Here is a 22,384-nt window from a genome sequence, read left to right on the forward strand (position 1 = left end):
CCAAAAAGAAGCCCCGGATGTCCGGGGCTTCGTCGTTCAGCTCACCTTGAGCTGCTTGGACAATCGCTCGGTTAGCCGATCAAACCGCATGAGGGTTTCCGGGTCCGGCCGCGCCATCCCCTTTCGCCATCTGTAAACGCTATTGGCGTGTACCCCGATGAGGTCGGCGCCTTCCTTGTCGCTCTCGGGATCATCCAGAGGCAACCCGAGCTTCGTCCACCACTCGTTGACCAAATCGTTCATGTTCGCCGTCTTCAGGCGCTCTACGGCGTTCAGACGCTCGGGGTCTTCGATCAGCTCCCGTGCGGGCTGCATGATCTCGTCTTCGATGTTCAGGATGCGGCCATTCTCGATATTCACGAGCTTGTCGCGGGAAATCCCGATCGCCGCCGCGAACGACGCCTGAGACAGCCCCATCTTGTCGCGGATCGCCAGAAGCTCCCGCTGTTCCGGAGAACGGATGCGTCGCTTCTTCTCGCGGCGGGTCGCGCTCTCTGACGGGACCAGGGCGCCACCCAGGCGGCCCACGGCATTCATTCCCGAAGCTCGCTCCACCTTGACGCTACCCTTGGTGTTCTTCGGGAAAACGCTACCTGCGGCTCCCTTCTCTTTCATTTTGACGTTCCTCCGCTTGTTGGCTGAGCCAAATAAGCGAGAACGGCCGCGTGGCACTGAGCCAGGCCGCTCACCTTCGGCTTCTGATCTGCATTGTACCACCTCTGTAGCGTTTTGAACGTCTTGCCTGTGACTTCTTGTAGGAGTGGGTCGCACAGGGATACCCCCAGCATTTCCATCCACGACCCTACGATGTCCTTCGAGGAAGCGGTATGCAGCCAATCGAAATGCTGTGGCGGCCGAGCGCTCTCAGCGTAGTCCCGCGCGCGATCCTGGAATCGCTCGGGGGGCTTTGCCTTGCCGGTTTCGTAGGATTGGTACCTCCACGTTTCAATCCCGAGGCCCTGGGCCATTTCCTCTCGGGTGAGCCCCGCCCGATCCCGAATGGATTGCAGCGTCTCGTTCCCGCGCAGGTGCCGAGTGTCCTTCCGGCTCCGCTTCCGGGGCTCCAGCTCCTTCAAGGCTGAGCGCAGCGCCGAGGCGTCGATGCGGGCCGAACGCCGCGCCATTTCAACACCCTCGATCACCTCGAAGGGTCTGCTTTCGGCAGTCGCGGATTGACCAGCCTGGGCCGATGCCTCCACGGCATCGAAGACCTCGCCTACGCTATAGACCTCGCGATGGTCGAACCGCTTGGTTCGCGCATTCGCGATGTTCTGAGCGCAGCCAAACAGGTAGGAAGACAACGAAGCCCCTGCCTCCGGATTCCAACCCCGCTTCTCAAACAGAAGGGCGAGACATTCCTGAGCCAAATCCTCCTCGCTCCCGAACAGGCCAAAGCGGCCCGCGACGTTGAATGCAATCCGCTCGACACGCGGCTGCACAAGGCAAGCAAACTCATTGGCATCCATGCGGCCTTCAAGCCACTCGCAAGCCGCTTGGTCCAACGCCGCATCCTCCTCGCGATACGGCAACTCCATCACCTCCATCATCGCGAGCCCTCCTCGTACTGCGCGTACAAGTCGTCCTCGCTAAAACCCGCGCCTGACTCTCTGGCCGAGGCTGGATCGCTGGGGTTCCCGTCATTCTCTTGCTCTGTGACGGAAGCCCCCTCCGATGCCTCCTGCTCTTTGGGCGGAGCCTTGCGTTTCTTCTTGCGAGGCGGGAGAGCCTGCGACATGTATGCCGCAAAGGGGTCGTCGGCATCCTGGTCCGTCTCAGCCTCCTGGGGCTCGGCTTTTTCCTCGGCCTCACCCGCCCCGCGAGGGGGTTCCTCGGCCGGAGGTTCTGGACCCTCGGGATCAGCCTGCGGCCTCTCCTCGGCTTCTTCCGCTTCGGCCGGGCGCTTGCGTAGAGCGTGCTGCGGGAACACCGCACCCGTGATCCGGGGCGGCTTCGGCGCAGGCGACATGGTGCCAAGCACCACCGGGAGCGTGTCCGGCGTGAACTCCAGAACAATCGCACTGTTCCAGCCCTGGTTGAGCACCTTCCCGGTATCCGGGTCGGTCGATTTCACCTTGAACAGCGCGTTTTTCGCGTTCCACTCCCGCCCTTCGTGGCGGCGCACCAGAACCCCCTTGGCGTCCAGCGCTTCCAGGAGGGGGGTCGTAATCGGAAAGCGGCCGTCCCCGGCCTGCTCGAACGCTCGTTGCGCATCACCGTGGTACTCGCTCGCAAGCAGCTTCCGCGTGTCCGCCTCGTTGAGATACAGGCGCTTCCCGTCCCAAAAGCCGATCCGGTACTGCTTCTGTCGGCCGTTGATCGTTCCCGGCCGAGCAATGATCTCGCGGAGCCAATCCCACAACTGTCCGGCTTCGGCCGCCTGCTCGCGAGCGGCCTGCGCCTGCGCTTCGGTATCGCCCGAGGGGGTCGCGGCGGCCACCGAAGCGCCGGGCGCTGGATCGGCGCGACGCGGATTGTCGCCTGGGTGTGCTTCGCCGCCTTGCTCGCTCTCATAGAGAGAGCTGTCGCTTCCAGCTTCCTGCTGGGAGGGCGCGCGGGCGGCCTCAGCCTGACCCTCGGCCGGGGCCGGGGCCTCCGCAACAGGGAAGCGCTCGGGCAAGCCCTTGGCCCGCCGCCCCTCGTTCTCCGATGCCACTCGATCCGCGTGGATCAGGAACTCCATCAGCAAGCGCGCTCGATCCGTGGCGTGTTGCGGGATGTCCTGCGGGTGGTGCTCAAAGCTGAGCGCCATGATGAGATCGTTGTGCTCGTCCTCAGACAGCTCCCACGACTCCTCCATGAGCGCTACCAGCCGCGCGCTCTCTCGGTCGTGATATGCCTTGCGACCAATCACCTTGGTATCGTCGCCGTTTTCGGTGCGAAAAGCGACGATCTTGCCTAGATCGTGCGCCAGAAGGACCAGCGGCATCAGCGGGTATGCGTCGGCATCCAGGCGCCACCCATCGTTGGGGTGATTCTTTCGGCTCAGTCGCCATTGTTCGACTTCCCGGAAGCCGGTTTCCACGACATTCAGGCAATGCTCGATCAGGGTGCAGCCACCATGACCGCCTGGTTCCGGGGCCGCCGGGAGGTCTGGACGCGCCGCCATCGTTTCCAGGACCGCCCGGAACAATCGGCGGTGGGCCTCGAAATCCTTGGCCCCGCTCTGGAGCCAGGCGTGAGTCATGGGCCAGCGCTCCTTGCTGAAGGAGTCCACCTTGCACCGCTTCGGCGGCTGGTAGCCTGGCACTGGCCCGATCGTCGAGCGCGCCATCTTGGCCGCACCACCCTTGAGGATCGCGGCGTTCGCGCTGCGAAGCCCGTAGGCCAGCCCGAACACCAGCAGCCCGGTCGCCCCGGCCACCATCGCCACGTCCAGAACCCTGCCCACATTCGGGAGCGCGACCGGCATCCCGCCCCAGAACCAAAGGATTGCCCACCAGAAGGCGAAAACCACCATGGCGGGCCGAAGTACGCTTCTATGCACGCGACCTCCCGATCAAACCGTCAATAAGGGGCTCACGAGGCCCGTTCCGGACCTCGCGGCCAACAGCGCGACAAATGGGCGCTCAGATCGAATACGTCTCGCCCGACGCGATTTCTTTCTGCTTCGAGGACCGATCAAGGAATTGCTCTACCTGAGAGGCGCTGGGGTAACCGCACCCCGTCGCAGCGCGGGTTTCGTCGATCACGCGCTCCAGAGCCGACATGGCGAGCTGAACGAACGCGGTGTCCCGCTCCAGCTTGGTCATGGACTTATCGGCCCCGGAGCCGATCCGAAGCATGGTCGCCATCACTTCAGCGCGAACGGCGTCATCCCCGATGAGTTCGGCCGAAATGCGGCGCTTATCTTCTGTCTGCATCATTTTCTCCTTTCGTGTGTACATTGCACCTGCAACCTGTATTCTATATGACAGGCAGCATGGCGCACGCGCCGAAAGGCCATAAAGAACAAAAAATCGAGGTGACAGGGCGCGCGGCGGGGGTTGCGGCGAAAACCTCGCCCCTCCTCAGCCGGAGTAAGTGATAATGGTGAGCCTCTGCGGCGCCGAAAACGCCCGACCCAGCTCCATCGCCCACCTCTCTGCGAGAAAGGATTAAGTGATAATGACCATTAACACTTATAACGAGCCCGAAACGGATGCCAGGATCGGGGCCATCGGCTCCGAAGACGCCCAGACCCGCCTCCTGGGCGCCTTTTCGGACTGGCTGAAGGGCGGTGACTTCGCCACTCCGTACTCGGAGGCCACGATTCGGGCCTATTCCCGCTGCGCGCGTCAATTCATCGAGTTTGCGGCCTCCATGCACCTGATTCACGTCTCCGAGGCGACACAGCCGACCATCCGGGCTTTCGTGAACGAGCAGGCGCAAAACGTCAGCACCTCGACCCGGAACCTCTGCATTTCCGCCGTGGACGCCTTTTTCGACTTTCTGGAGTTCGAGGGCATCCGCGAGGGCAATCCGGTCAAGAAGTACCGGGCCGAGCTGAAAAAGACACGACGAGGCGGGCGGACTGCAAAACGCCTCCCGGCCTTCCTGTACCCCAACGAGGTCGATCTGGTCATGGACACGCTGTTTGCGCGCAACCACACCAACCGGCTGCGCGATCTGGCCCTTGTGGGGCTGATCCTCGACTCGGGGCTACGATCCAGCGAAGTCCAAGCCCTGCGGGTGCAGGACGCCAAAGACCTGCTGAACAACGGCGTACTGCGGGTAATCGGCAAGGGCGACAAGGAGCGGCTGGTCCGCCCTCTCGACCGGAACCGCGCGCACCTGATGGACTACCTGGACAGCCTGGGCGAGAAACCCGACCCCGAGGAGCGCCTGTTCCGGGTGAGAACGGGCGCGGCCATGCGCCAGTGCAACCTCCACCACATCGTTCAGCGGGCGGTTTCTGAGGTAGGAATCGCGAAGCCTCAGACCGGCCCCCACCTCTTGCGGCACACCGCCGCGACCTTGATGCTCGCCTCGGGGATGTCCATGCGCCGCGTGCAGGACAACCTCGGCCACGCGAGCCTGAACACCACGCAGCTCTACACGCATCTGGTGGACGTGGAGCCCAGCGAAGCCAGAGATTTCGACCCAGCAGCGGAGGAGGGCCGCCGAATCGAGGGAAAATAGCCCCTTCTTCTGCCCTCAAATGCAGATTTTGGGACGATTGACCCTGCTTTTACCCGACAAAACCTGCACCCCACCCCTCGCAAGAGACACATTTACGACTCGATGGGCTCGGGGTGGGATAGCGGTTACGCAAGGGTGGGATAGCACCTACCCCGGCCGATATGGGGAGGGATAGGTTGTCATATAGGGAGGGATAGGTGGTTGCGCTCTCAACGAGAAAGGCCCCACCCGAAAGGATGGGGCCTTCTTCATTGGAGCGGCTGCCGAGCGCCGGAGCTACGCGGCGGCCAGGTCTTCGGCCAGCTCATCCCGGAGGATCGTCAGCTCGCGCGGGGCCGTGATGGCGAATCGGGCGGCATCGGCCGAGCGGGGAGAGATTGCCAGCTCCACATCGAGGCCGGGGCGCCCGAGGTGGACCCGCTCTCCCCCGCCCACGCCGAGAACGAGTGTGCTGATCGGCCCGATATACTCGGGATCGCCCTGCTCGGCGGCTTCTTCAGCCTCCCTCTCCAGAGTCGCGGGATCAGGCAGCAGCGACTCCCGCCGCACCGGCATATCGCGCGGGGCCTCGACCATGATGCGAGGGCCGGAGGAGCCGACTGAGTAGGTCACCCGAACATCCGGGCCAATGCAGATCGCCTCGCCGGGGCGGCGGGTCAGCGCTAGGGTGGAACGGCCGTCATCGGCCTTGCTTGCGTCGTTCATGTTCACATTTCCGTGTGATTGTGTATTGGCGAGCCCCGATCCGGGACTCACCCCATACGCTACCGGGCGAAAAACGCGGGCGCAACCCCTAACTATGGTATAAATCACGGATTTTTGGGGGAATTTTCACCCTTTCTCGTGGCAAAATTGCCACAAGGGGGCTGTTGATCGGGGGTGGGGTGCCGTGGGAATTGTGCCGCCGAGAGCCTGCGAGCGCTCCAGTGGCGCTAAAAACACCGGGGAGCGCTCGTTGGCTGCCGGATGCGCCTTTCGGGCGAACAACACGCCCCTGGCTGGTGTAAACTGGACGCCGTGCAGGAACCGCTCGAAAAACACCTCGGATTCTCCGATCCCTAGCGGATCGAAATGGGGTGGGTGAAAATCACCGCTCGAAAGGGCGGTGGCTGAAAGCGGGAGGTAATCGCTGATGCCTGTTTTCCTGATTGGCCGTGAAAATCACCGCTCGAAAGGGCGGTGGCTGAAAGCGTCGATCACGGCCTCGACCTCCGCGCGCCCGTCATCAGGTGAAAATCACCGCTCGAAAGGGCGGTGGCTGAAAGATGAGAAGCGTGCCCTCATCCGTATCGCGGATGCCCGTTGTAATTCACCGCCTCGCAGAGTGCTGGGTGGTGGCTGGAAGCGAGACGGGAAGACCTCCATCGAACCGGAGATCGCTGGGAAAGTCACGGCCCTCATGTGAGGGCCGTGACTACCTCCGCGTGACCGCTGGGTTGGCACCTCGCGCAATCTGCGCTGGTTTCTTGATCGGATCGCGGCCATACAAATTGCCCGCGATGGAAGTCACTGATTTTTCGGTTGCAATTTAATTGATCGTTTCTTGATTCAGTGCCTTACTTGCGCTGCGCCTGGGGTCTAAGGGGAGCCCCGGTCAAGGTGACATGATCGAAAGAATAGACATGTTCGTTCGGGGCGTAATTACAGCGTCCGACGAACCGGCCGGAAAACTCTTTTCGCCCCCCGCTCACTAGGAGAGAGCCCCCGCAGACAGGGCATGTTCCCCTGTATAGCGCCAAATGGAGCGAATTTCGCCCCCCACTTGAACCGGGCCGAAGCTCAAGCAAATACCCATCACCCGCATCAAAACGAAGTGGTTGAAGCCACCAAGGCGCACGAATCAACCTATCCCTGCCGATCTTGTAAATCGGAAAAACCATCCAAAGCGCGGCTGCCAAGGCCATTAAAGAACCCGCCATACTTTGCGCGGAATCGCCGCCATCGAATGCAAACACCATGAACACCAAGATCGCCGCGATCGAGTAGAGGCCGATGAAGGCCGCTATGATGCCCAGCCCGGCCAGCCTCCATCCGTAAAGCCCCCCTCCAGTCAGGGTCGAGACGAGCAATCCTGGTGGGCGGGCGCCTTTCTCAAGGCGATACTCTACGCCGCCAATAGGGGGCGCATAAATTGCTTGGGGGGCGCCCGCCCACACAAGCCGAAACCCATAACTCGCGTGGCGTCCCGCTCCACCCAACCCGGAATCGTTCGTCAACTCCAGGGTTTCGCCCAACCCCGCCCTCCGGAACACGCCCTTTATCGCCTCAGACCTCTGCTCGCAAAGCCGCTTCCACGAGTTCCGAATGGCTCGGCTCCTATCCCCGCTCTCGTCGGGAATCGGCTTACCACCACTCGATGTGCGCCCCCAGAATCCCGTTTCCGGATCAATCGCTTCGGCTATTTCCTTCGTCGTGAACAAGGCTCTATCTCGATCGGGGCTAGAGCCCTGGGCCAACTCGCAAAGCGTCTTGAGAAGGACCACGGGGCGATCACAGGGGTCGGTCCAGCGAGAAACCTCGGAGGCAAGGATTCGGGCTGCTTCAGGAGTAGACAAAGGGGTTCTAGAACCCTTCTGCACCTGTTTCCTCGATACGCTTTCAACCATGTTTTCTCCATGTTCGGCTGCGATTTATCGCAGCCGCTAAGTTTAGCTGGTAGGGCGCTTGACCCATAAAACCAATCTTGACCGTGGAGCGACTTAATGGGTTACAGAGACGATTACCTAACCTGGGGGATTGACAGCTCAACCGGAGCGAGGAAACACATTGATGATGCCGCGCGAGGCCAGGGTTGCGACTGCCATTGCGAAGGGTGCGGGGCTCCCCTTGTAGCAAAAAAGGGGGCTATTCGAGTTTCCCACTTCGCCCACGCTTCAGGGTACGAACCATGCGGATACACACCAGAAACCAAAGTGCATTTATTAGCGAAAGCGATAATTGAAGAAGAATCTGCAATTTGGCTTCCAGGGCTCAAAATCTATATTAACAAAAAGGATGGGCGTGGAACCGCGAAGAAAGTAGAAATCCCTATCCATCGAGAAGGGGTGTTCCCCCTCTACGAAGTGAGAAGTGAAACGAGAGTCGGAGACCTTCAGCCCGACATTTACGCTGTTTGTAACTTTGAGCCTATATTTATCGAATTCGCGGTTTCCCATTTCTGCTCACACGAGAAGGTCAAGAAGGTTAAGAAATCGCGCGTCAGCACGGTTGAAATCGACCTTTCAGCAGTCCCTCAAGACATTAGCAAGGAGGGGTTGAGGAAAAGGATTATGAGCGGCCAGACGGGACCGCGCTCTAGGTGGATTTTCCATCCTGGAGAGGCTTTGGTGCGCGCCCGCGAAAAGCAGGACGAGGAACCGGCGAGCAAGTTAAGACAAGGAAAGGCCGATGCCCGATCAAGACGAGGAAAGGCCGATGCCCGAATCAACTGGCTTTACTGCAACCATTGTCATTCAGCATTAAGGATCGAGTCCCAATTCTGGATCGACGAAATGGAATGCCCGAAATGCAGGTGGCGGATCGTTGACCCAGCGGCAAACCTACCGCATGTGCGTTGGCAAGGATTGTCTGCTCAGACCGGATCAGTTTTTACTTCCTCTCTCGCCCCACCTGCCCCGGTACGCACCGGCTCTGGTCGGTCGTGAACTGCTCGCCATCCCAGACGAACATGGCCGTCACTACCGCCATGTCGTCGGTCAGCGGTTCGAGGCGGTACTGAGCGCAGCCCCGGTCGTCCCAGCCCGAGAAGACGAACGCCGCCACCGGCTCCCCGTGGCGATCGCGCTCGTATCCGTGGATGTCGCCGGTTCTGGTTTCCATTGCGCCTCCCGTGCAGGCCGTGGTGGCGAAGACGATGGCGGCCGCAAGGGCCGCCCGGTTTCCGTTCAGGAATCGCATGATGCGGCCCTCAGAAGCGCGCGGAGTACGTCGCCACTCCGGCCATGTCCGAACCGCTCTGGTGGTCCGGATGGCGGGAGTAGAGAAGGTTCAGGTTCAGGCGGCTGTCCACGGACGGGGCAAAGGCATAACCCAGCTCCACGTCCTGCTGACGGCCACCGGGGGCCAGCCCGGCGGAGCGCCGTTCACGGATCACGCTTCCGTCGAGATCGCGACCAACCGGCACGTCGAGCTGGGCTTCGCCCCCGGTTACCCGCAGCGGTTGGCTCACCATGAAGACGGCCTCATGGCGGTCATGCTCGAAGGTCAGCCCGAGCGCGGACTGCTCCGTGGTGAGCCCGTCGATGGACCGGATCATGCCCGGCCCTCCGGCCACGTCCGCGTAGCCCTGCTCGTAACGGGCCATGACCCCGAAGTGATCGCCCAGGGAGAGATTCACTCCCGCGTTCAGCAGGTTCATCCGGGTCTGGTCGCCCAGCGACAGCGCCCCGAAGCCGCGCGAACCCAGCACGCCGCCGTCCTCCTGGCGCTGGCCGTAACCCAGCTCCATTTCCAGATGGGATGCTGCCGCGAAGCGGAGCGCCACATCCGTCCGTGCCTGCCGGTATCCCCGGTACAGGCTGTCCTCCTCACCGCCTGCTGAACCGGCCCAATGGCCCACGTCCATGCTCCAGCGGTCATTGAGCGGCAACGTCGCGCCGAATCCCGCGCCTGTGTCCAGAAGGTGAGCCAGACCGCCCGAGCCGTCCGAAAGCATCGCCATCCCGCTCTCCGGGCTCCACGGGTCCATCAGGCCGGTTTCGCCCTGGTGGAAGCCGAAGGCCGACAGCTCCAGATAGCCGGTGTCGAAGCGCATTTCACTCGCGCCCAGCCCACCCCCGGCTGTATGGCGGCTGGTCATGGACAGGCCCGGCATAATGTCCGTGGTGATCGGACGGGGGTTCAGGCCCGCCGAGGCGATCCGCTCCACGCGATCCGCGAGGCGCTGGCCGTAGGGCTGAACCTGCTGGCTGTGCCCGGACAGGTCGAGGGTGTAGTCGCGCCCGAGCGCGTCGAAGGCCACCGCTCCGGTCAACGCCTGGGGATCGAGCCCGCCCCCAAAGCTCGACGACCAGGCCGCCCGGCTCTCAGCAGGAGCGTAGCTCGCCGTATTGACGGTTTCCTCCTGGCTTGCGATTGCCAGATCGCCGTCCGGCTCCAGGGCGGCCTCGATGTCGAGGTGCCCCTGGCCGAGATAGTAGAAGCCGCAGTTCAGGTTCTCGTCGGGACCGCAATCGTTCTGCTCGTACAGCTCGGAGCCCTGATCGGCCGTCTTCAGCAGGTGCCCCGTCGATTCCTTCGATGTCAGGTGCGGCCAGCGTGAATGCAGCAGGGCAAGCGCCCCGGAAATTCTCGGGGCAGACATCGAGGTTCCGAAGAAGAAACCCACGGCATCATCTTCGGTATAGCTGGCCGACATCAGCCACTCGCCCTGAGCCACCATGAAACGGTCCTGAATCCGCTCATCCTCCCCCGCGTAATTGCTGAAAGTTGAGAGGTCACCGTTTGCATCGCTGGAGCCCGCAATAATCAACTGGTCCCACACTTGCGCGGTCCATTCGAGCGCGTCGTAATCGAGCGCCGGAGGGTTCCCGTCTTCGCTTCGCGAGAGGTTCGTCGCGCTGTTCCCTGCTGCGACGACCACAGCCATTCCGGCGCCATCGTTGGCCGCTTGAATGCTCTGCACCGTTTCCTCACGGTTCATGGACAGCCACGCGCTCCCGTAGGAAACATTGGCGATCAGCGCGCCCGAAACCGCCGCATGTTCCAGTCCGGAACGAATGTCCGAGCCCCAGGCTGAAGTCCCCTCGGTTACCCGGATCAGCTCCAGCTCCGCCTCCGGGGCGACACCAAACGTATTGCCAGCGGCAAGGGCCGCCACGGGGGTTCCATGCTGTTCGGGGGCCAGGTTTCCGTCCGCGTCTTCCGCAGCCTCCATGTCGTCGTCCTCACCTACTACGTTGTGGACGCCCGCGATCCGCCCATCGAACTCCTCGTGGCTCAAACGAAACTCGTTGTCGAGAACCGCGATCTTTACGGCCTGAATTTCCTCGGTGCCTCCGTCTTCGGTGCCTCCGTCCTCGGTGCCTCCGTCCTCGGTGCCTCCGTCTTCGGTGCCTCCATCCTCGGTGCCTCCGTTTTCATCTACGTCTTCATAGCCAGAATCCGGCGGCGTCGGTCGCACTTGCGATGTGCCACCGCCCCCGCCACCACACCCGTAAAGAGTGAGTGTCGCGGCCGCAACCGCTATCGCCATCCTGCTTTGAACCCAGAGCCCTTCCATCACCTCACTCCCTGTCTCGGTTTCGCGTCTCCACCGCAATGTCGCGGATCGCGTATGGGTGCCTCAGCAAAGATCGACCTCGCTGACGATTGGCAAAGAACGCGCGCGATCGAAAATGAAGCTCGCGATTTCCTGTTCATTCATTCCATTCGAGATCGGGATGTCTCGAACCCAGTGCTCGCCTGGGTGCTTCCGACTGATCCAGAATCCGATGTATCCGGGTTTGTAATGCAAGAAGGCACCTTCGTTGGCGCCCTCGCAGGCGCGGACAAACCAGGCGGCTGCCGCCTGTTCAGCGGCCTTCGCAATGCGGCCATGAGCAGTCCAAGGGCGCCCGCTGACCGGAAAGCACTGAGCGGCAAGCCGGATCGCATCCCGGCCCAGCTCCGCGATCTTGCGGTTGCCCTCGGGGGTCTTGTACGTCCGGTTCCACGCCAGACCCGAGGTATGCGGCATCGGGATCACCCGGCGCCCCTCATACAACGGGAGGGCCTGACTGCCGCGCTGCTGCGCGTCAGCGATCATTCGGGCGACTTGCGGGAGGTAGGCCCCGGCACGCAGGCGTTCGCCGCAGAGAACGCGCCCTGCGCTCTCACCCACCGCGAGGATCACGCGCGGGTTCTGCCGCTCGATCGCCTCCTTCAGCTTGTCCGTGCAGGATCGAACCTCGTCCGCAAAAGGCTTGCGGTTGTTCGGAGGACGGCACCGCACGATGTTGGCCCGTGACCAGCCCTCACGGGGGAGCCCGGTGATGGCCTCGATCTCGCGCCTCAAGGTCCGCCCCGCCGCCCCGATGAAGCCCACGCCGCGCTCGTCTTCTTCGGCGCCAGGCGCTTCGCCCACGGCCAGGATCGAGTCGGTGGCGCCATCCGGCTCCACCATCTGCGTTCGGCACTCACTCAAGCGGCAAGCCGCACAGTCGTTTCGCATTTCGTTCTCCGCTTGGGACCGGGAAGCCCCATCCGTTATCTGAGGCGCTGTAGCAGCGCGCGAGCACACCACCGAACTAACCGCCGGGCCGCGCGCCGAATCTGGCGATCCAAGTCCCACCACGGGATCGGCCGCGCTTGCAGAAAAGTCGATTCCACCCAGGTTCCATTGTCGAGCTGCCATTGCAGACGCCCATCCGGCATCACTCGACGAGTTGATCGAGAGAGCAACCGGCACGACCGGCATACGCCCAGCGCCTCGATCACATGCGTATCGGGCACGGGCTCCTGGTGGCGGAATCGCGTGTCGTTCTTGGGGATGGGTTCGCCGCACCCTTCGCAGCCAATCTCCACCCCGGTCACCTTCTGTCCCTCGGGGAGCGTGATCGGGAACACCGCTTCGGCTTCGAGCCCGTCCCTCACGGCTTCACGGTCCTCCTCGGTGGCGATGCGGAAGGGCTTAGTCGCTTCCCGAGTCACCGGCTTCCGCCTCATCCGCCCAGGAGCCGGGCTCACCCGCCGTTTCCAGCAGGTTCAGCGGCTCCTCGGGCGCCTTCCATTGGGATACCTCAGCCCACTGGCCCTTGCGCCAATCCACGCTGTCCTCAGCCTCCTTGCGGGCTTCTTCAGGAGAGCGAGCCTCAAACCGAACCGCTCCAGTCACCCGGCCCAGCTCGACCAGCTTCGCGAGGTAGATCATTTCTCGGACCCTCCGTTGGCGATCTCCAGAAGAACGTCGCCGTGGCACGCCGCTGGGGCGCAGAAGCACACGAGGTCTTTCCCGGCCAGCTCGGCCCGTGCCCGCTCGACCAGCTCGGGTCGCGCGAGCAGGTGGCTACGGTACTTGGCGATCACGGTTTCCCGGTCGCCGTCGCGGCCCAGCACGAAGGGGTTGCCCCACGGGCCACCCCGACCGATGTACACCGCACCAGGCGGCACGCCATCACGGCGCTTGTTCAGCACTTTCGGCATTCGCTATTCCTCCCGCTCCTCATGGGCATAACGGTTCTCGGCGCTCAGTCGCCCAAGGCCCCACCAGGCAATCCGGGTCGTCAGACCGACCAGGATCAGCGCGCCGATCCAGACGCCAAGCGATCCGGGGCTCAGCTCGACTCCAGCCAGATACTTGAACCCCGCGATAATCAGCGCGGCGTGAATCAGCGCGAGGGCGCCAATAACCACCGCAATCAGCCCAATCGCCTGCGCACCACGCAGGTAGTAGAGCCAGCGGGATTCAGACTTCACGATGCGCGCCCCACCAACGGCCCGGCGGGCTGCCAGTCGTCCACGAGCGTCACAACGCCTGCGTGATCCTTCCCTTCGGGATCGCGGGCACGCACGAGCATCTGTCCGGGCGGGAGAGGAATGCTGACCAACGCCCGTTCCCGGACCAGCTCGACGGCTTCGCTGAGGCTCATCAGCTCGTCGGGATCAATCCCCTCGTCTTCCAGCTCGTGCTCCCAGCCATCTTCGTACCACTCAACCTCCGCGCTGGCCGCGTAGACCTCGCTCCCGGCCGGGAGGCCGAGCTGGCTCAGGGCGATGTTCGTGTAGCGCTCAAAAGGTGTGCTCACCGGGCTCTCCTTCGGTTTGGCGTGTGAATGGAATCCCCGCCGCGAGGGCGGGGAACAGGGGGCTGCTTACTGAGCCTCGAAGTTGCCTTCCCAGAGCGACGTGAAGACGCACCGGCCGCCCTCGGTGTCGCGGAACATGCCCGTCGATTCGTCCGTCCAGGCCACGCCCGGCGTGGTGGCGTTCACCTCAAAGTCCGGGTTGCTCTCCATGTCCACACAGGAATCCCTTGCGGTGAAGGTCATGGCAACCGTGGTGTGGCAGCTTTTCGTTTCACGGTCGTAGATCACATGCACGTCCTGGGTGCGGGGGACTCCGCCGCCCTCGCCGCCGCCATCCCAGGAGGCCGTTACCCGGCGCCACGCGCCAGAACTCGTCTTGGCACCGGCTGTACGCACATGCACGTTGTCGTTCTCTGCCGCCTGATAAACCACGGCGAGCGCACCCGCGCAGGCTTCCATCCCGTCCTTCGATCCCTGCTCAACGATGTATTGAGCCTCCCTGCTCAGCTCCGAATCCGCTGCGGCCGGGGCCGCCATCACGGCCAGCGCGCAGGCCAGCCCCAATTTGCTCCACTTGTTCATGCTTCTCCCTTCTCCTTGTTTTCAGGTAACGACCAGGCGCTATCTACCGGCTTAACTGCGAGCTGGAGTTGTACTCGATGGGAATGCGGAAAGTGCGCTCCGCAACGCTTAACGTCTCGGGCGGCGTCGGCAATCCGCTCATGGACTCCACAACCTCAAGGGCTGCGCGATCGAGATAACCGTAGCCGCTGGACTCGTCCACAAGGGCACCCTCAACCTTGCCGCTATCAGAAACCGTGAACATGACGGTCACCGTTCCCAGCCCGTACTGGTAGAACGGATTGCGGGTAGATTTTCCTTCTGCCGGGTGCTGCGCTGTCTCCGCCACATGCGCGTGGACGACTTGCCCGACCTCCTGCGTAAAAGCCTCCGAGTCCGCTGCGGCCGGGGCCGCCATCACGGCCAGCGCGCAGGCCAGCCCCAATTTGCTCCACTTGTTCATGCTTCTCCCTTCTCCTTGTCGTATTGCGCCGGAAGCCTTACACCCCGAGCGCGGGCCGCCCGGCAGTTGGCACGAGCGGGTGATCTGGCGCAGCCTGTGGAATACTGGAAACAACCACGCCTGACTCTATTGAATCACATTGTAACTCGGTAGATATTCTGAATCAACCACGGGTATTCCTAATGGACTACTTCCTTGCCCTTCTTCTCACCGTTTTCCTGTTTCACCTGAGCATCGCCGCCCACGAAGGCGGGCACGCGGCCTTCGGCTGGATGCGAGGGCACCGGCCGGATGAGGCCGTGATCGGATGGGGGTTTCCACTAAGGTTCAAAGCGCGCGGGGTTCCCATCAGGATCGGGATGTTCCCGATGGCCGGGTCGGTTGAGTTCCGGGCGCTTTTCGAGGCCGAAAACCCCGAGGGCAACCGGACCCTTGCCCGAGACAAGTTCCTGATCGCCCTGGGCGGCCCGGTGGGTTCCGTGGTGGCCGCGCTGGGCTTCTTCGCGCTGGGCGGGATCGACCCCGAGCGGGCGTTCGTCTGGGGCGTTTTCGGTGTCATCAACGTGCTGATCGCCGTGATGAACCTGGTGCCCCTGCCCCCGCTGGACGGCTGGCGCATCCTGGAGGCGGGGCTGGAGCTGAAGGGGATTCGTGTCTGGAGGGACCGCGAGCAGCGGGATCGCATCTACCGCGCAGGCTTCTTCATCGCCGTGGCCGGGATGATCCTCGCGATCCCGTTCCTCGTGGGAATCCGCGAGTCGGTGTCGTAGCTCAGGCGGTTTGCGCTGCCTCGGCCGCCTCGGCCTGGGCCTTCTCGAATGCCTCGACCCCGACATCCCCCGCGATTCCGTGCGCCATCAGTGGCAGCTCGTAGCTGTCTACCGGCGGCTCCGCGACCTTGGGATTCGGCGCGATCTCGACCGACATCGCCTCCAGTTCGGAGAGCGAGACACCTCGCGCGATGAGCTTCAACATCAGGGCAGGCAGGGCGCGCTCCGCCTCAGACGCATTCGCCGCCCACACGCGGCTCTCCGCGCCCGCACGAAGGACTTTCGCCTGGCCCTCGCGGGTGACGAACCGAAGGGTCGCCAGATACGGCTCCTGTGTCGAGTTGGAGTGCTCGCGGGCTTTCTGGGCAGCCAGCGCCTCAGCCTTGCGCTCAGCCGCGCGCGCCTCCCATTCTTCCAACGCCTCCCGGAAACGGCCTTCAGGCACCTCTCCAAGCGCCTGAATCGCAGCGAACCGAAGGTCCGCCCAGCGCGGATGTTCGTGCCAAGTGCTCGCGCCCCGGCCCAAGCCGTCCGTCAAGAGGACACGGCAGCCCAGCTCCGGGTGAAGCGCCTGCATCACCGTCAGCACTTCCCCGGTAAAGCGGTTCGTGACCGCGATCCCCGGCTCCGCATGGGGTACCGACCAGAACGCGACATTGACCAGATCGCCGCTAGGGGCGGAGGACGTAACAACGCCGTGCGCCTGAAGCGCCTGTTCTATGCGCTCGGGGGTTTCGCTGGGGAATCGCTCCCCCACTCGCTCGCGGGCATGACAGCCCAGGGTGAAAGTCTTTGCCAATAACATGATGTCGTCTCGCGCACAGCGCGGCTCCTGTATCCGTTTGCTATGGATACAATGTAGTTCAATGCCTGCGTAATTGCAACAGATAGTCTCGGAAATCTTCCCATCCGTCAAGGAGTTGGAAGCTCAATCCGATCCCACACTCCCAGCAGGAGGAGGCCGAGGATGCCCACGAGAACGAGCGTGCCCACCGGGTATCGGGCCGCGATCCGAAAATCCGTCCGGGACGGCCACCAGGACCACGCCAGAACCCCGAGGACATAACCAACCCCACCCTGAACCGGCAGGCTTTGACCGCTGCCGTAGGCATAAAGCGCGACGGCCAGAATCGGCAGGAGGTAGGCCGGAGCCATCGCTACGAACCCCGCCGTCAGCCAACCCGGCGCGAAGCTCACCGAGCCCAGCGACCAGTTCCCGCAGTCCATCCGGTGCGGGATAAGGCGCGGCAACCCCGGCCGCGATCCGGTCAGGAACGCGACCAGCCAGTGAGCCAGTTCGTGAGCCAGTGTGCCGGGAAGCAGAAAGAGCCAGTTCAAGGGGCGGTACAGGACGCCGCCGAGGGCAAGAAAGGCGGCGATGGCCGCCGTCAAGAGCATAGGGGCCGAGGCCATGAGAGGGAAGCATCCTCGACGTGGTTGAGGGGGAATGGCCCCCGACCCGTGAGCCGGGGGCCTGGAAGCGTTACAGCCCTGCCGCTGCCTTGATCCGATCCACGTCCTCGAAAGCGGCCGGGGCGGCCTCGGCCAGCTTGTCGCCCAGCTCCGCAAACGCGGCCTTGAACGCCTCGTAGCGGGTGTCCTCGATCTCCGGGGTCGGCTCGGTGGCCCGGCCATTCCGGTTGATCTCGTGCTGCTGGTTATAGCTGGCCGTCCGCTCCATCGAGCGGGGATCATCCAGCGACATAAACACCGCGTCCGTGGTCGTGTCGGCCTTGATCTCCCGCACGTCCAGCAGTTCACCCTCCGCGCTGAAAATGTAGAAGCTCTGGCCCGCCTCGACGTTGGCAACCCCCTGGAACGTCAGGGCACCGTTGCCGTACATGTTCATCGAGGAACCCATCTGCCGGAACGGGTTGGAGCCGGTGTAGTGCGGGTTCGGATTCTCCATTTCGCCCTCGTACTCGACCCGAATCCACGGCTCGTCCGCGACCACCATCAGACCCAGCGCCTCGCGCTGCATCGCCGGGCGAGAGGCGTTTTCCTCGATCCGGGCCTGCACCGCCGCCAAGGCCGCTTCTTCCCGCGCCACACCCAGCGAAAGCGGGGCATTCATCGTCTCGGAATCCGAGAAGCCAGAGGTCGTCAGGTGATCCGCCATCGAGGACAGCACCCGCTCCTGCCAGGAAGCGACCCACTCCGGCATATCGCGGGCCGTCAGGCGATCCGCGTAGGAGATCGCTTCATGGCGCAGGTTGTAGTTCCACTCCCGCACTGGCTCTGCCAGGGTGATCGGGCAGTTCCCGAGGTACGGGTCTTGGCCCTGCCCCGGATTGATAACGCTCATCTGCTGCTGGCAGGTCGTGGCCCACGACAGGCTCGCGCCGTCGATCAGGGTCACGGTGTCCGCCTGGGCGGCGGAGGTGGCGGTCACGGCCATCGCCAGGCCGAGAAAAATGCGGTTCATCTTCGTCATGGTCCTGTCCTTTTTACCGGCTGAATCGGGGGCCTTCTTCTTCGGCGCGCTCAACGCGCAGCTTCGTCCGCATGAACTCATCCGCTGCATTGGCCGCAATACTGGAAGCCTCTGCGGCGATCGCATCGCTGCGATAGCTGGCTCGGTCTTCCGGAAAATTGGGGTTCGCGGCCAGACCGCTGATCGCGGCCTGCATGAATTCCCCGTACTTCTGCTTCCATTCGCCGTTGTTTCGGGCCATTACTGAATCCTTCCTTTATTTGTCATTGAACTACATTGTACTTCAACCGAATTAACGTCGCAACTATGATCGCGCGTCAGATTCCCCGAGGAACAGATTGGCCGCCGATGGATGCGGCACCACCGAATATCGTGGCGGCCCGGCATCCCCGCTTCTGGAAACCTCTTTCACAAGGCCGAACGCTTGCCGGGCCGACTCGCTTCGCACGATCACTCCTGCGCGGATCAGGCGCTCAAAAGCCTCGTCCAGCCACTCAAAATCGGAGGGAGTCGCCGTCCTATTGATGGCACGCAGAAACGCCTCACCCTCGAAAGCATCCGGTGGCGCGCTGGAGCACACACGAAGGACTTGCTCCCATACAGCCCGATCCGAGAGATCAAGGGCCGGGCCGCTGTACAGAATCTCCATCCCCTCCTTCTTGAAGACCGGCACGTTATCAAGCCAGGAATCGGAGGTCCGTCGATCATAGCGCCCCATACCGAAAAGCGATTCAGCGAGGATGGAGCGGTCCCTGGGGTTCAGGGCAGGCCGCTTGATGCTCACCTCGACCCCCTTCCCGCCAAGCGCACGGCCTCGATGGCGGCCTCGATGTGCGCGGGGTGCTTGCGGTTTTTCGGACGGCGGCGGCTTCGGTCCTCCTGGGCGGGCGGGAGCACTTTCGGCGCAGTGTTCGGCGTCATCATCCAGACCCGGAGCGCGCCCGGCGTGGTGAAGGTCTTGCCGCCGATCTGGCGGCACGGCAGCTCGTGTTTATGGCGCATGACCCAATCCACCGAGACGCCAAGGACATCGGCAATCGTCGCGAGGCCACTGATGATTTCGTCGTCGTGGTACTCACGAGGCTCGTCATTTCCCGTCTCGTTGCTCATCGCGCCCTCCTTTCGATCACTCGCCACACACACGCTGCACGCTGCGATCCACGAGCAGCCCGTCATGGCTCACCGTCAGCTCCACCGGCATACAGCCGTTCCCGTCCGGAACGCCGACCCTTTCGGCCGCGTAGGTGTACCCCTGGTACTGGCTCCGGCCCGATCCGTACAGGAGCGCGCCATCGGTTGCGCTGCGCACGGCCGCCTGGTCGATCTCAACCGGCCCCGCCCCGAACGCGCCCTGCCCCGGCCGAGCCGGTGCGACCTCCTGCCGCCGGGTGATCTGCCCATTGCACACCGCGTAATGGCTCGTGAGATCGAAATTGCGGTTCTCGACCGTGACCGCCTGACAGCCATTGCGCTCCCCCACATACGTCGCGCTCAGCTCCGAATGACCGGAGAACCCGGTAACCGGCTGGCGTGCGTTGGCGGCCGCCAGGATCACCTCGACTTCCTGCGGGTCGTAGACGCCCTGGTGACCGCGCGGGGCTTCACGCGCGATCCGCGAATCCGCGCCCTGGCCCCCAATGGACCGGGTTTCCGCCTGCGTCGTATCCATCGACGCGCACCCCACGAGTGTTCCGGCAAGCGCCGCCATCACGGTCGCGCCCACGCCTCGGGATCGAATCGAATCCATGCTGCTCTCCTTGTGATTTCCTGTGACCATAAGTGGCCTCGATGAACGGTTCCTGACCTATCGAGGAATTCGTCTCTCCGGGGCACCGGGCCGTGGCTGGTAGTGCGTCACGGCATACCCGCCGCACCCCTCGGCAACACCGACCCGCTCTCCATCCGGGCCAATGTAGACATAGCCCCGAAAGACATCGCCCTCGCCGCGCTCTCCGGCACCCTCCGCCCAGACCAGCAGCATGATCCTCTCCTCGCCCGGCTCGCTGGCCGGGGCAAACTGAATCGGGCGCCAGCCATGACGATCCGGCCCCTTGGCACCCTCGGGGCACCCCTCCGGGTCGTCCAGATCGACCTCGCAGACCGGGCAACGACCCTCAACGGAATCCCTGTGCAGGTGGGCATCACAGCACGGGCACACATAGAGATCGGATTCCGCATCCACGTCCACGTCCCAGAAGCGAACCCGCTCGACATCCACCGTGCCGTTCACGACTCGCCTCCTTGGGTAGCCAGCTCCTCGGGAATCCAGTGCTCGAACAAGTCGTCGTCCCACGGGCCATAAATGCCGCTCTCGACGCACTCGCGGCGCGCTTCATCAAGGCTGTACACGCGGGTTTCTTCTTCCTCGATCTCCCCCGCTGCGTAGTAGGCTTCTTTCATCAGAACAGCCTCATTTCCATTCGAGAAATCGAAGACGATCGTGCTGTTCATTTCGATCCAGGCGTGGCCGTAACGCAGCCCCTCGACCGGGCCGGAGGAGCCGGTCACGATCCCGTGAACGATCCGCAGGGTATCCGGGTTCATCCGGTGAATTGTCACCAGCTTCTCCGCGCCCCAAAGGGCCGCCTCACAACAGTCACCGCCGTAGTGGCTTTCGTCGCTCATGCCTCACTCCTCACGCTGCCTGCCGGGAGCCAATCTGCTTCCACCACCGCAGCAGGGCAGCCAGCTCCGTGTTCACACCGAGGGTCTTCTGTGCGCGAGTCGCGGCGACATACGCCAGATACACCTCATCCGCCTCGATCGGGTCTTCGTTCGCGCCGCGCGGCATCCGGCTCTCGATCAGGGGGAATTGCTCATTGATCGGTTTCGACTGGTTCCCGATGAAAGCGGGGAAGTCTTCACCCAGGATCACATGCGCAAACTCGGACCCCTTGGATCGGTGCGCGGTCGTCAGCAAGGGTTCCCCGTGAACCACACGCTCCAGCGCCGTTCGCCGCAACTGCGTCACCTTCTGGGGGAGCTTCTGGCCGTACTTCTCAACGACCTTCACCCGCACGCTGATCTCGATGTCCTCGGCCTCGTCGGCGTATGTCTTCAGTTCTTCGAGCCCTCGGAAAGACCGAATCAGCCGGTCCTTAATCTCACTGTGCTGCCCGACCGACAGGCGGTAGACATCCATCAGCGTCTCCATGCCGTAGCTCTCGATGCCGCCGAGCCAGCACAGCCGTTCATAGCCCTGATCCAGCAGCTCAACGGCCTGATCGAACAGACCCGCATTGGTGCGGCACAGGTAGGCCCGATGATCGGCCGGTATGTCCTTGTCGTCACTCGGCACCAACCGGGTCGGTCCGCCAAGCCCTTCGAGGGTCAGGGACTCACCGAGGTAAAGGCCGAGCAGCACGTTGGCGGTGTACGCGACTGGCGCTCCGAAGCGGAAGCTGCCGGTCAGGGAGTACGGGTCTGCGTCCGACATTTCGGACATCACATCCATGCTCCCCCGGAATCGGTAGATCGACTGGTTTCGATCTCCGACCGCGACCCGCTGCATGTTCGTCTGCGCCGAGAAGATTGCGAACATCGCAGGGTTCGTGTCTTGCGCCTCGTCGAGATAGATCGCGTCGAACTGGCTGGAAAGGTCCGGCTCCGAAAGCTGATAGAGCTTCAGGTAGCCATCGTGCGTCATGGGCACATCCGGGCGCCCCGTGTCTTGCATCAGGCTCCAGAGGCCCAGCGCGTAGCTCTGCACGTCTCGCACATCAAAGCCGCTGGTCCGCGCCTTTGCGGCGGGAACGTGGCGATCGGAAAGCTCGGCGTCAGGGGACGCACAGAACCGCTTGACCGTCTCAGCACACAGCGAAGCAAAAACCATCGCTTGATCGTTGCGCATGGAGAGGCGCAGCGCGTTCTTCACCTGGAAGGGCCGCAGATTCCCCAGCTTCTCCTTGAAGGGCGCCCCATGCGTGCGGAAAGCCAGCGCGTGCGTGGTCTTGCAGGTCACGTTCGACGGGAACCGTTGGGCGGCCTCCTGCTGAACCGACTTGTTGAGCGCCACATAGAGGATCTTCTGGCGCGGATGGGCCTTTGCCCGCAACTCCAGCGTTGTCGTCTTGGCGGCCCCTGCAAGGGCGCTTACCGCAATGTCCCGATCTTCCGGTGCATCAATGATCGCCTGCTGCTCGGGCGTCGGGCGGATTTCCTGTTGTTCGGTCGCGGACATCGCGAGCCTCCTGTATCTCGTTGCGTCTCGATTGAAATACATTGTAGTGCTACGAAACACAGCCAGTCAACAACAACGATGGGCGGGTTTCGATCTTCCGGCAATACCCCGGTGAACGTCCGGCATCCCGCCTGG

27 protein-coding genes are annotated in these 22,384 nt (G+C 63.1%); 3 read left to right on the forward strand and 24 right to left on the reverse strand.

Going from position 1 to position 22,384, the window contains the following annotated elements; translation table 11 throughout:
- Positions 1 to 36: 36 nt before the first annotated feature.
- The 4 genes from D578_RS0105780 to D578_RS0105795 all read right to left on the reverse strand — a co-directional run bounded on the left by D578_RS0105780 (position 37) and on the right by D578_RS0105795 (position 3,860).
- Positions 37 to 615 carry a DNA-binding transcriptional regulator gene (locus D578_RS0105780; protein ID WP_231364084.1) on the reverse strand — a complete coding sequence of 193 codons (579 nt, stop codon included), beginning with the start codon at positions 613 to 615 and terminating at the stop codon, positions 37 to 39.
- On the reverse strand, positions 612 to 1,547 hold the full coding sequence (locus tag D578_RS0105785) for a helix-turn-helix domain-containing protein (RefSeq protein ID WP_018949019.1): 936 nt from the start codon (positions 1,545 to 1,547) through the stop codon (positions 612 to 614). The genes D578_RS0105780 and D578_RS0105785 overlap by 4 nt, the downstream gene beginning before the upstream one ends.
- Positions 1,544 to 3,484: a hypothetical protein gene (locus D578_RS0105790; protein WP_231364085.1), complete on the reverse strand. Its 1,941-nt coding sequence runs from the start codon at positions 3,482 to 3,484 to the stop codon at positions 1,544 to 1,546. The genes D578_RS0105785 and D578_RS0105790 overlap by 4 nt, the downstream gene beginning before the upstream one ends.
- 82 nt (positions 3,485 to 3,566) lie before the next feature.
- Positions 3,567 to 3,860, reverse strand: coding sequence for a hypothetical protein (locus D578_RS0105795; RefSeq protein ID WP_018949021.1), 294 nt, complete (start codon positions 3,858 to 3,860; stop codon positions 3,567 to 3,569).
- Between the two features lie 244 nt (positions 3,861 to 4,104).
- Here D578_RS0105795 and D578_RS0105800 point away from each other — a divergent pair, with 244 nt between their 5' ends.
- Positions 4,105 to 5,118 (forward strand): tyrosine-type recombinase/integrase, encoded by a 1,014-nt coding sequence (locus tag D578_RS0105800; protein ID WP_018949022.1) that lies wholly within the window; start codon positions 4,105 to 4,107, stop codon positions 5,116 to 5,118.
- Positions 5,119 to 5,394: 276 nt separating this feature from the next.
- Here D578_RS0105800 and D578_RS0105805 read toward each other — a convergent pair whose 3' ends face one another.
- Positions 5,395 to 5,823 (reverse strand): carbon storage regulator, encoded by a 429-nt coding sequence (locus tag D578_RS0105805; RefSeq protein ID WP_018949023.1) that lies wholly within the window; start codon positions 5,821 to 5,823, stop codon positions 5,395 to 5,397.
- A gap of 427 nt (positions 5,824 to 6,250) precedes the next feature.
- On the opposite strand from D578_RS0105805, the gene D578_RS15875 reads away from it, so the two are divergent.
- Positions 6,251 to 6,523 carry a hypothetical protein gene (locus tag D578_RS15875; RefSeq protein WP_155996763.1) on the forward strand — a complete coding sequence of 91 codons (273 nt, stop codon included), beginning with the start codon at positions 6,251 to 6,253 and terminating at the stop codon, positions 6,521 to 6,523.
- 2,183 nt (positions 6,524 to 8,706) lie between these two features.
- On the opposite strand, the gene D578_RS0105815 is transcribed toward D578_RS15875, so the two are convergent.
- The 9 genes from D578_RS0105815 to D578_RS0105860 all read right to left on the reverse strand — a co-directional run bounded on the left by D578_RS0105815 (position 8,707) and on the right by D578_RS0105860 (position 14,865).
- Positions 8,707 to 8,937, reverse strand: coding sequence for a hypothetical protein (locus D578_RS0105815; RefSeq protein ID WP_231364087.1), 231 nt, complete (start codon positions 8,935 to 8,937; stop codon positions 8,707 to 8,709).
- Positions 8,938 to 9,025: 88 nt separating this feature from the next.
- Entirely contained in the window at positions 9,026 to 11,338 is a 2,313-nt protein-coding gene (locus D578_RS0105820; protein ID WP_231364089.1) for a S8 family serine peptidase, read from the reverse strand.
- 63 nt (positions 11,339 to 11,401) lie between these two features.
- A complete protein-coding gene (locus D578_RS16140; RefSeq protein ID WP_231364091.1) occupies positions 11,402 to 12,514 on the reverse strand; it encodes a uracil-DNA glycosylase in 1,113 nt (370 codons plus the stop codon).
- Positions 12,515 to 12,727: 213 nt separating this feature from the next.
- Positions 12,728 to 12,967: a hypothetical protein gene (locus D578_RS14810; protein WP_018949029.1), complete on the reverse strand. Its 240-nt coding sequence runs from the start codon at positions 12,965 to 12,967 to the stop codon at positions 12,728 to 12,730.
- Entirely contained in the window at positions 12,964 to 13,239 is a 276-nt protein-coding gene (locus D578_RS0105840) for a DUF4326 domain-containing protein (RefSeq protein ID WP_018949030.1), read from the reverse strand. The genes D578_RS14810 and D578_RS0105840 overlap by 4 nt, the downstream gene beginning before the upstream one ends.
- Positions 13,240 to 13,242: 3 nt before the next feature.
- Positions 13,243 to 13,512 carry a hypothetical protein gene (locus tag D578_RS0105845; protein WP_018949031.1) on the reverse strand — a complete coding sequence of 90 codons (270 nt, stop codon included), beginning with the start codon at positions 13,510 to 13,512 and terminating at the stop codon, positions 13,243 to 13,245.
- Positions 13,509 to 13,841: a hypothetical protein gene (locus tag D578_RS0105850; RefSeq protein ID WP_018949032.1), complete on the reverse strand. Its 333-nt coding sequence runs from the start codon at positions 13,839 to 13,841 to the stop codon at positions 13,509 to 13,511. The genes D578_RS0105845 and D578_RS0105850 overlap by 4 nt, the downstream gene beginning before the upstream one ends.
- A 66-nt stretch (positions 13,842 to 13,907) precedes the next feature.
- The gene (locus D578_RS0105855) at positions 13,908 to 14,423 is read right to left on the reverse strand and encodes a hypothetical protein (protein WP_018949033.1); all 516 of its coding nucleotides are present in this window, start codon (positions 14,421 to 14,423) and stop codon (positions 13,908 to 13,910) included.
- 43 nt (positions 14,424 to 14,466) lie between these two features.
- Positions 14,467 to 14,865: a TonB family protein gene (locus D578_RS0105860; protein WP_018949034.1), complete on the reverse strand. Its 399-nt coding sequence runs from the start codon at positions 14,863 to 14,865 to the stop codon at positions 14,467 to 14,469.
- A 182-nt stretch (positions 14,866 to 15,047) separates the two neighbouring features.
- Between D578_RS0105860 and D578_RS0105865 the strand changes: the two genes are divergently transcribed.
- Positions 15,048 to 15,635 (forward strand): site-2 protease family protein, encoded by a 588-nt coding sequence (locus D578_RS0105865; protein ID WP_018949035.1) that lies wholly within the window; start codon positions 15,048 to 15,050, stop codon positions 15,633 to 15,635.
- Position 15,636: 1 nt separating this feature from the next.
- Here D578_RS0105865 and D578_RS0105870 read toward each other — a convergent pair whose 3' ends face one another.
- The 10 genes from D578_RS0105870 to D578_RS0105915 all read right to left on the reverse strand — a co-directional run bounded on the left by D578_RS0105870 (position 15,637) and on the right by D578_RS0105915 (position 22,249).
- Positions 15,637 to 16,440 carry a hypothetical protein gene (locus D578_RS0105870; RefSeq protein ID WP_018949036.1) on the reverse strand — a complete coding sequence of 268 codons (804 nt, stop codon included), beginning with the start codon at positions 16,438 to 16,440 and terminating at the stop codon, positions 15,637 to 15,639.
- A 107-nt stretch (positions 16,441 to 16,547) separates the two neighbouring features.
- Entirely contained in the window at positions 16,548 to 17,048 is a 501-nt protein-coding gene (locus tag D578_RS15100; RefSeq protein WP_018949037.1) for a hypothetical protein, read from the reverse strand.
- Between the two features lie 70 nt (positions 17,049 to 17,118).
- Positions 17,119 to 18,069, reverse strand: coding sequence for a hypothetical protein (locus D578_RS16145; protein WP_018949038.1), 951 nt, complete (start codon positions 18,067 to 18,069; stop codon positions 17,119 to 17,121).
- Between the two features lie 13 nt (positions 18,070 to 18,082).
- Positions 18,083 to 18,310, reverse strand: coding sequence for a hypothetical protein (locus D578_RS0105885; protein WP_018949039.1), 228 nt, complete (start codon positions 18,308 to 18,310; stop codon positions 18,083 to 18,085).
- 63 nt (positions 18,311 to 18,373) lie between these two features.
- Positions 18,374 to 18,853, reverse strand: a complete 480-nt coding sequence (locus tag D578_RS0105890) for a hypothetical protein (protein ID WP_018949040.1) — start codon at positions 18,851 to 18,853, stop codon at positions 18,374 to 18,376.
- Complete coding sequence (locus D578_RS0105895; protein WP_018949041.1) at positions 18,850 to 19,179, reverse strand: hypothetical protein; 330 nt, start codon at positions 19,177 to 19,179, stop codon at positions 18,850 to 18,852. Before D578_RS0105895 ends, D578_RS0105890 begins: the two co-directional genes overlap by 4 nt.
- Positions 19,180 to 19,195: 16 nt before the next feature.
- Positions 19,196 to 19,816 carry a hypothetical protein gene (locus tag D578_RS0105900; protein WP_018949042.1) on the reverse strand — a complete coding sequence of 207 codons (621 nt, stop codon included), beginning with the start codon at positions 19,814 to 19,816 and terminating at the stop codon, positions 19,196 to 19,198.
- Positions 19,817 to 19,873: 57 nt separating this feature from the next.
- Positions 19,874 to 20,299, reverse strand: a complete 426-nt coding sequence (locus tag D578_RS0105905) for a hypothetical protein (protein WP_018949043.1) — start codon at positions 20,297 to 20,299, stop codon at positions 19,874 to 19,876.
- Positions 20,296 to 20,694: a hypothetical protein gene (locus D578_RS0105910; RefSeq protein WP_018949044.1), complete on the reverse strand. Its 399-nt coding sequence runs from the start codon at positions 20,692 to 20,694 to the stop codon at positions 20,296 to 20,298. Before D578_RS0105910 ends, D578_RS0105905 begins: the two co-directional genes overlap by 4 nt.
- Positions 20,695 to 20,704: 10 nt before the next feature.
- The gene (locus tag D578_RS0105915; protein ID WP_018949045.1) at positions 20,705 to 22,249 is read right to left on the reverse strand and encodes a UvrD-helicase domain-containing protein; all 1,545 of its coding nucleotides are present in this window, start codon (positions 22,247 to 22,249) and stop codon (positions 20,705 to 20,707) included.
- Positions 22,250 to 22,384: the final 135 nt, after the last annotated feature.

It is taken from the genome of Thioalkalivibrio sp. ALMg11 (assembly GCF_000377905.1).
Classification (GTDB): Bacteria; Pseudomonadota; Gammaproteobacteria; order Ectothiorhodospirales; family Ectothiorhodospiraceae; genus Thioalkalivibrio.

Bases quoted from the DNA above. Each gene is read 5' to 3' on its own strand.
- D578_RS0105780 (WP_231364084.1), bottom strand. From the start codon at position 615: ATGAAAGAGAAGGGAGCCGCAGGTAGCGTTTTCCCGAAGAACACCAAG.
- D578_RS0105785 (WP_018949019.1), bottom strand. From the start codon at position 1,547: ATGATGGAGGTGATGGAGTTGCCGTATCGCGAGGAGGATGCGGCGTTG.
- D578_RS0105795 (WP_018949021.1), bottom strand. From the start codon at position 3,860: ATGCAGACAGAAGATAAGCGCCGCATTTCGGCCGAACTCATCGGGGAT.
- D578_RS0105800 (WP_018949022.1), top strand. From the start codon at position 4,105: ATGACCATTAACACTTATAACGAGCCCGAAACGGATGCCAGGATCGGG.
- D578_RS0105805 (WP_018949023.1), bottom strand. From the start codon at position 5,823: ATGAACGACGCAAGCAAGGCCGATGACGGCCGTTCCACCCTAGCGCTG.
- D578_RS15875 (WP_155996763.1), top strand. From the start codon at position 6,251: ATGCCTGTTTTCCTGATTGGCCGTGAAAATCACCGCTCGAAAGGGCGG.
- D578_RS0105815 (WP_231364087.1), bottom strand. From the start codon at position 8,937: ATGGAAACCAGAACCGGCGACATCCACGGATACGAGCGCGATCGCCAC.
- D578_RS0105820 (WP_231364089.1), bottom strand. From the start codon at position 11,338: ATGGAAGGGCTCTGGGTTCAAAGCAGGATGGCGATAGCGGTTGCGGCC.
- D578_RS16140 (WP_231364091.1), bottom strand. From the start codon at position 12,514: ATGCCGGTCGTGCCGGTTGCTCTCTCGATCAACTCGTCGAGTGATGCC.
- D578_RS14810 (WP_018949029.1), bottom strand. From the start codon at position 12,967: ATGATCTACCTCGCGAAGCTGGTCGAGCTGGGCCGGGTGACTGGAGCG.
- D578_RS0105840 (WP_018949030.1), bottom strand. From the start codon at position 13,239: ATGCCGAAAGTGCTGAACAAGCGCCGTGATGGCGTGCCGCCTGGTGCG.
- D578_RS0105855 (WP_018949033.1), bottom strand. From the start codon at position 14,423: ATGAACAAGTGGAGCAAATTGGGGCTGGCCTGCGCGCTGGCCGTGATG.
- D578_RS0105860 (WP_018949034.1), bottom strand. From the start codon at position 14,865: ATGAACAAGTGGAGCAAATTGGGGCTGGCCTGCGCGCTGGCCGTGATG.
- D578_RS0105865 (WP_018949035.1), top strand. From the start codon at position 15,048: ATGGACTACTTCCTTGCCCTTCTTCTCACCGTTTTCCTGTTTCACCTG.
- D578_RS0105870 (WP_018949036.1), bottom strand. From the start codon at position 16,440: ATGTTATTGGCAAAGACTTTCACCCTGGGCTGTCATGCCCGCGAGCGA.
- D578_RS15100 (WP_018949037.1), bottom strand. From the start codon at position 17,048: ATGGCCTCGGCCCCTATGCTCTTGACGGCGGCCATCGCCGCCTTTCTT.
- D578_RS16145 (WP_018949038.1), bottom strand. From the start codon at position 18,069: ATGACGAAGATGAACCGCATTTTTCTCGGCCTGGCGATGGCCGTGACC.
- D578_RS0105885 (WP_018949039.1), bottom strand. From the start codon at position 18,310: ATGGCCCGAAACAACGGCGAATGGAAGCAGAAGTACGGGGAATTCATG.
- D578_RS0105895 (WP_018949041.1), bottom strand. From the start codon at position 19,179: ATGAGCAACGAGACGGGAAATGACGAGCCTCGTGAGTACCACGACGAC.
- D578_RS0105900 (WP_018949042.1), bottom strand. From the start codon at position 19,816: ATGGATTCGATTCGATCCCGAGGCGTGGGCGCGACCGTGATGGCGGCG.
- D578_RS0105910 (WP_018949044.1), bottom strand. From the start codon at position 20,694: ATGAGCGACGAAAGCCACTACGGCGGTGACTGTTGTGAGGCGGCCCTT.
- D578_RS0105915 (WP_018949045.1), bottom strand. From the start codon at position 22,249: ATGTCCGCGACCGAACAACAGGAAATCCGCCCGACGCCCGAGCAGCAG.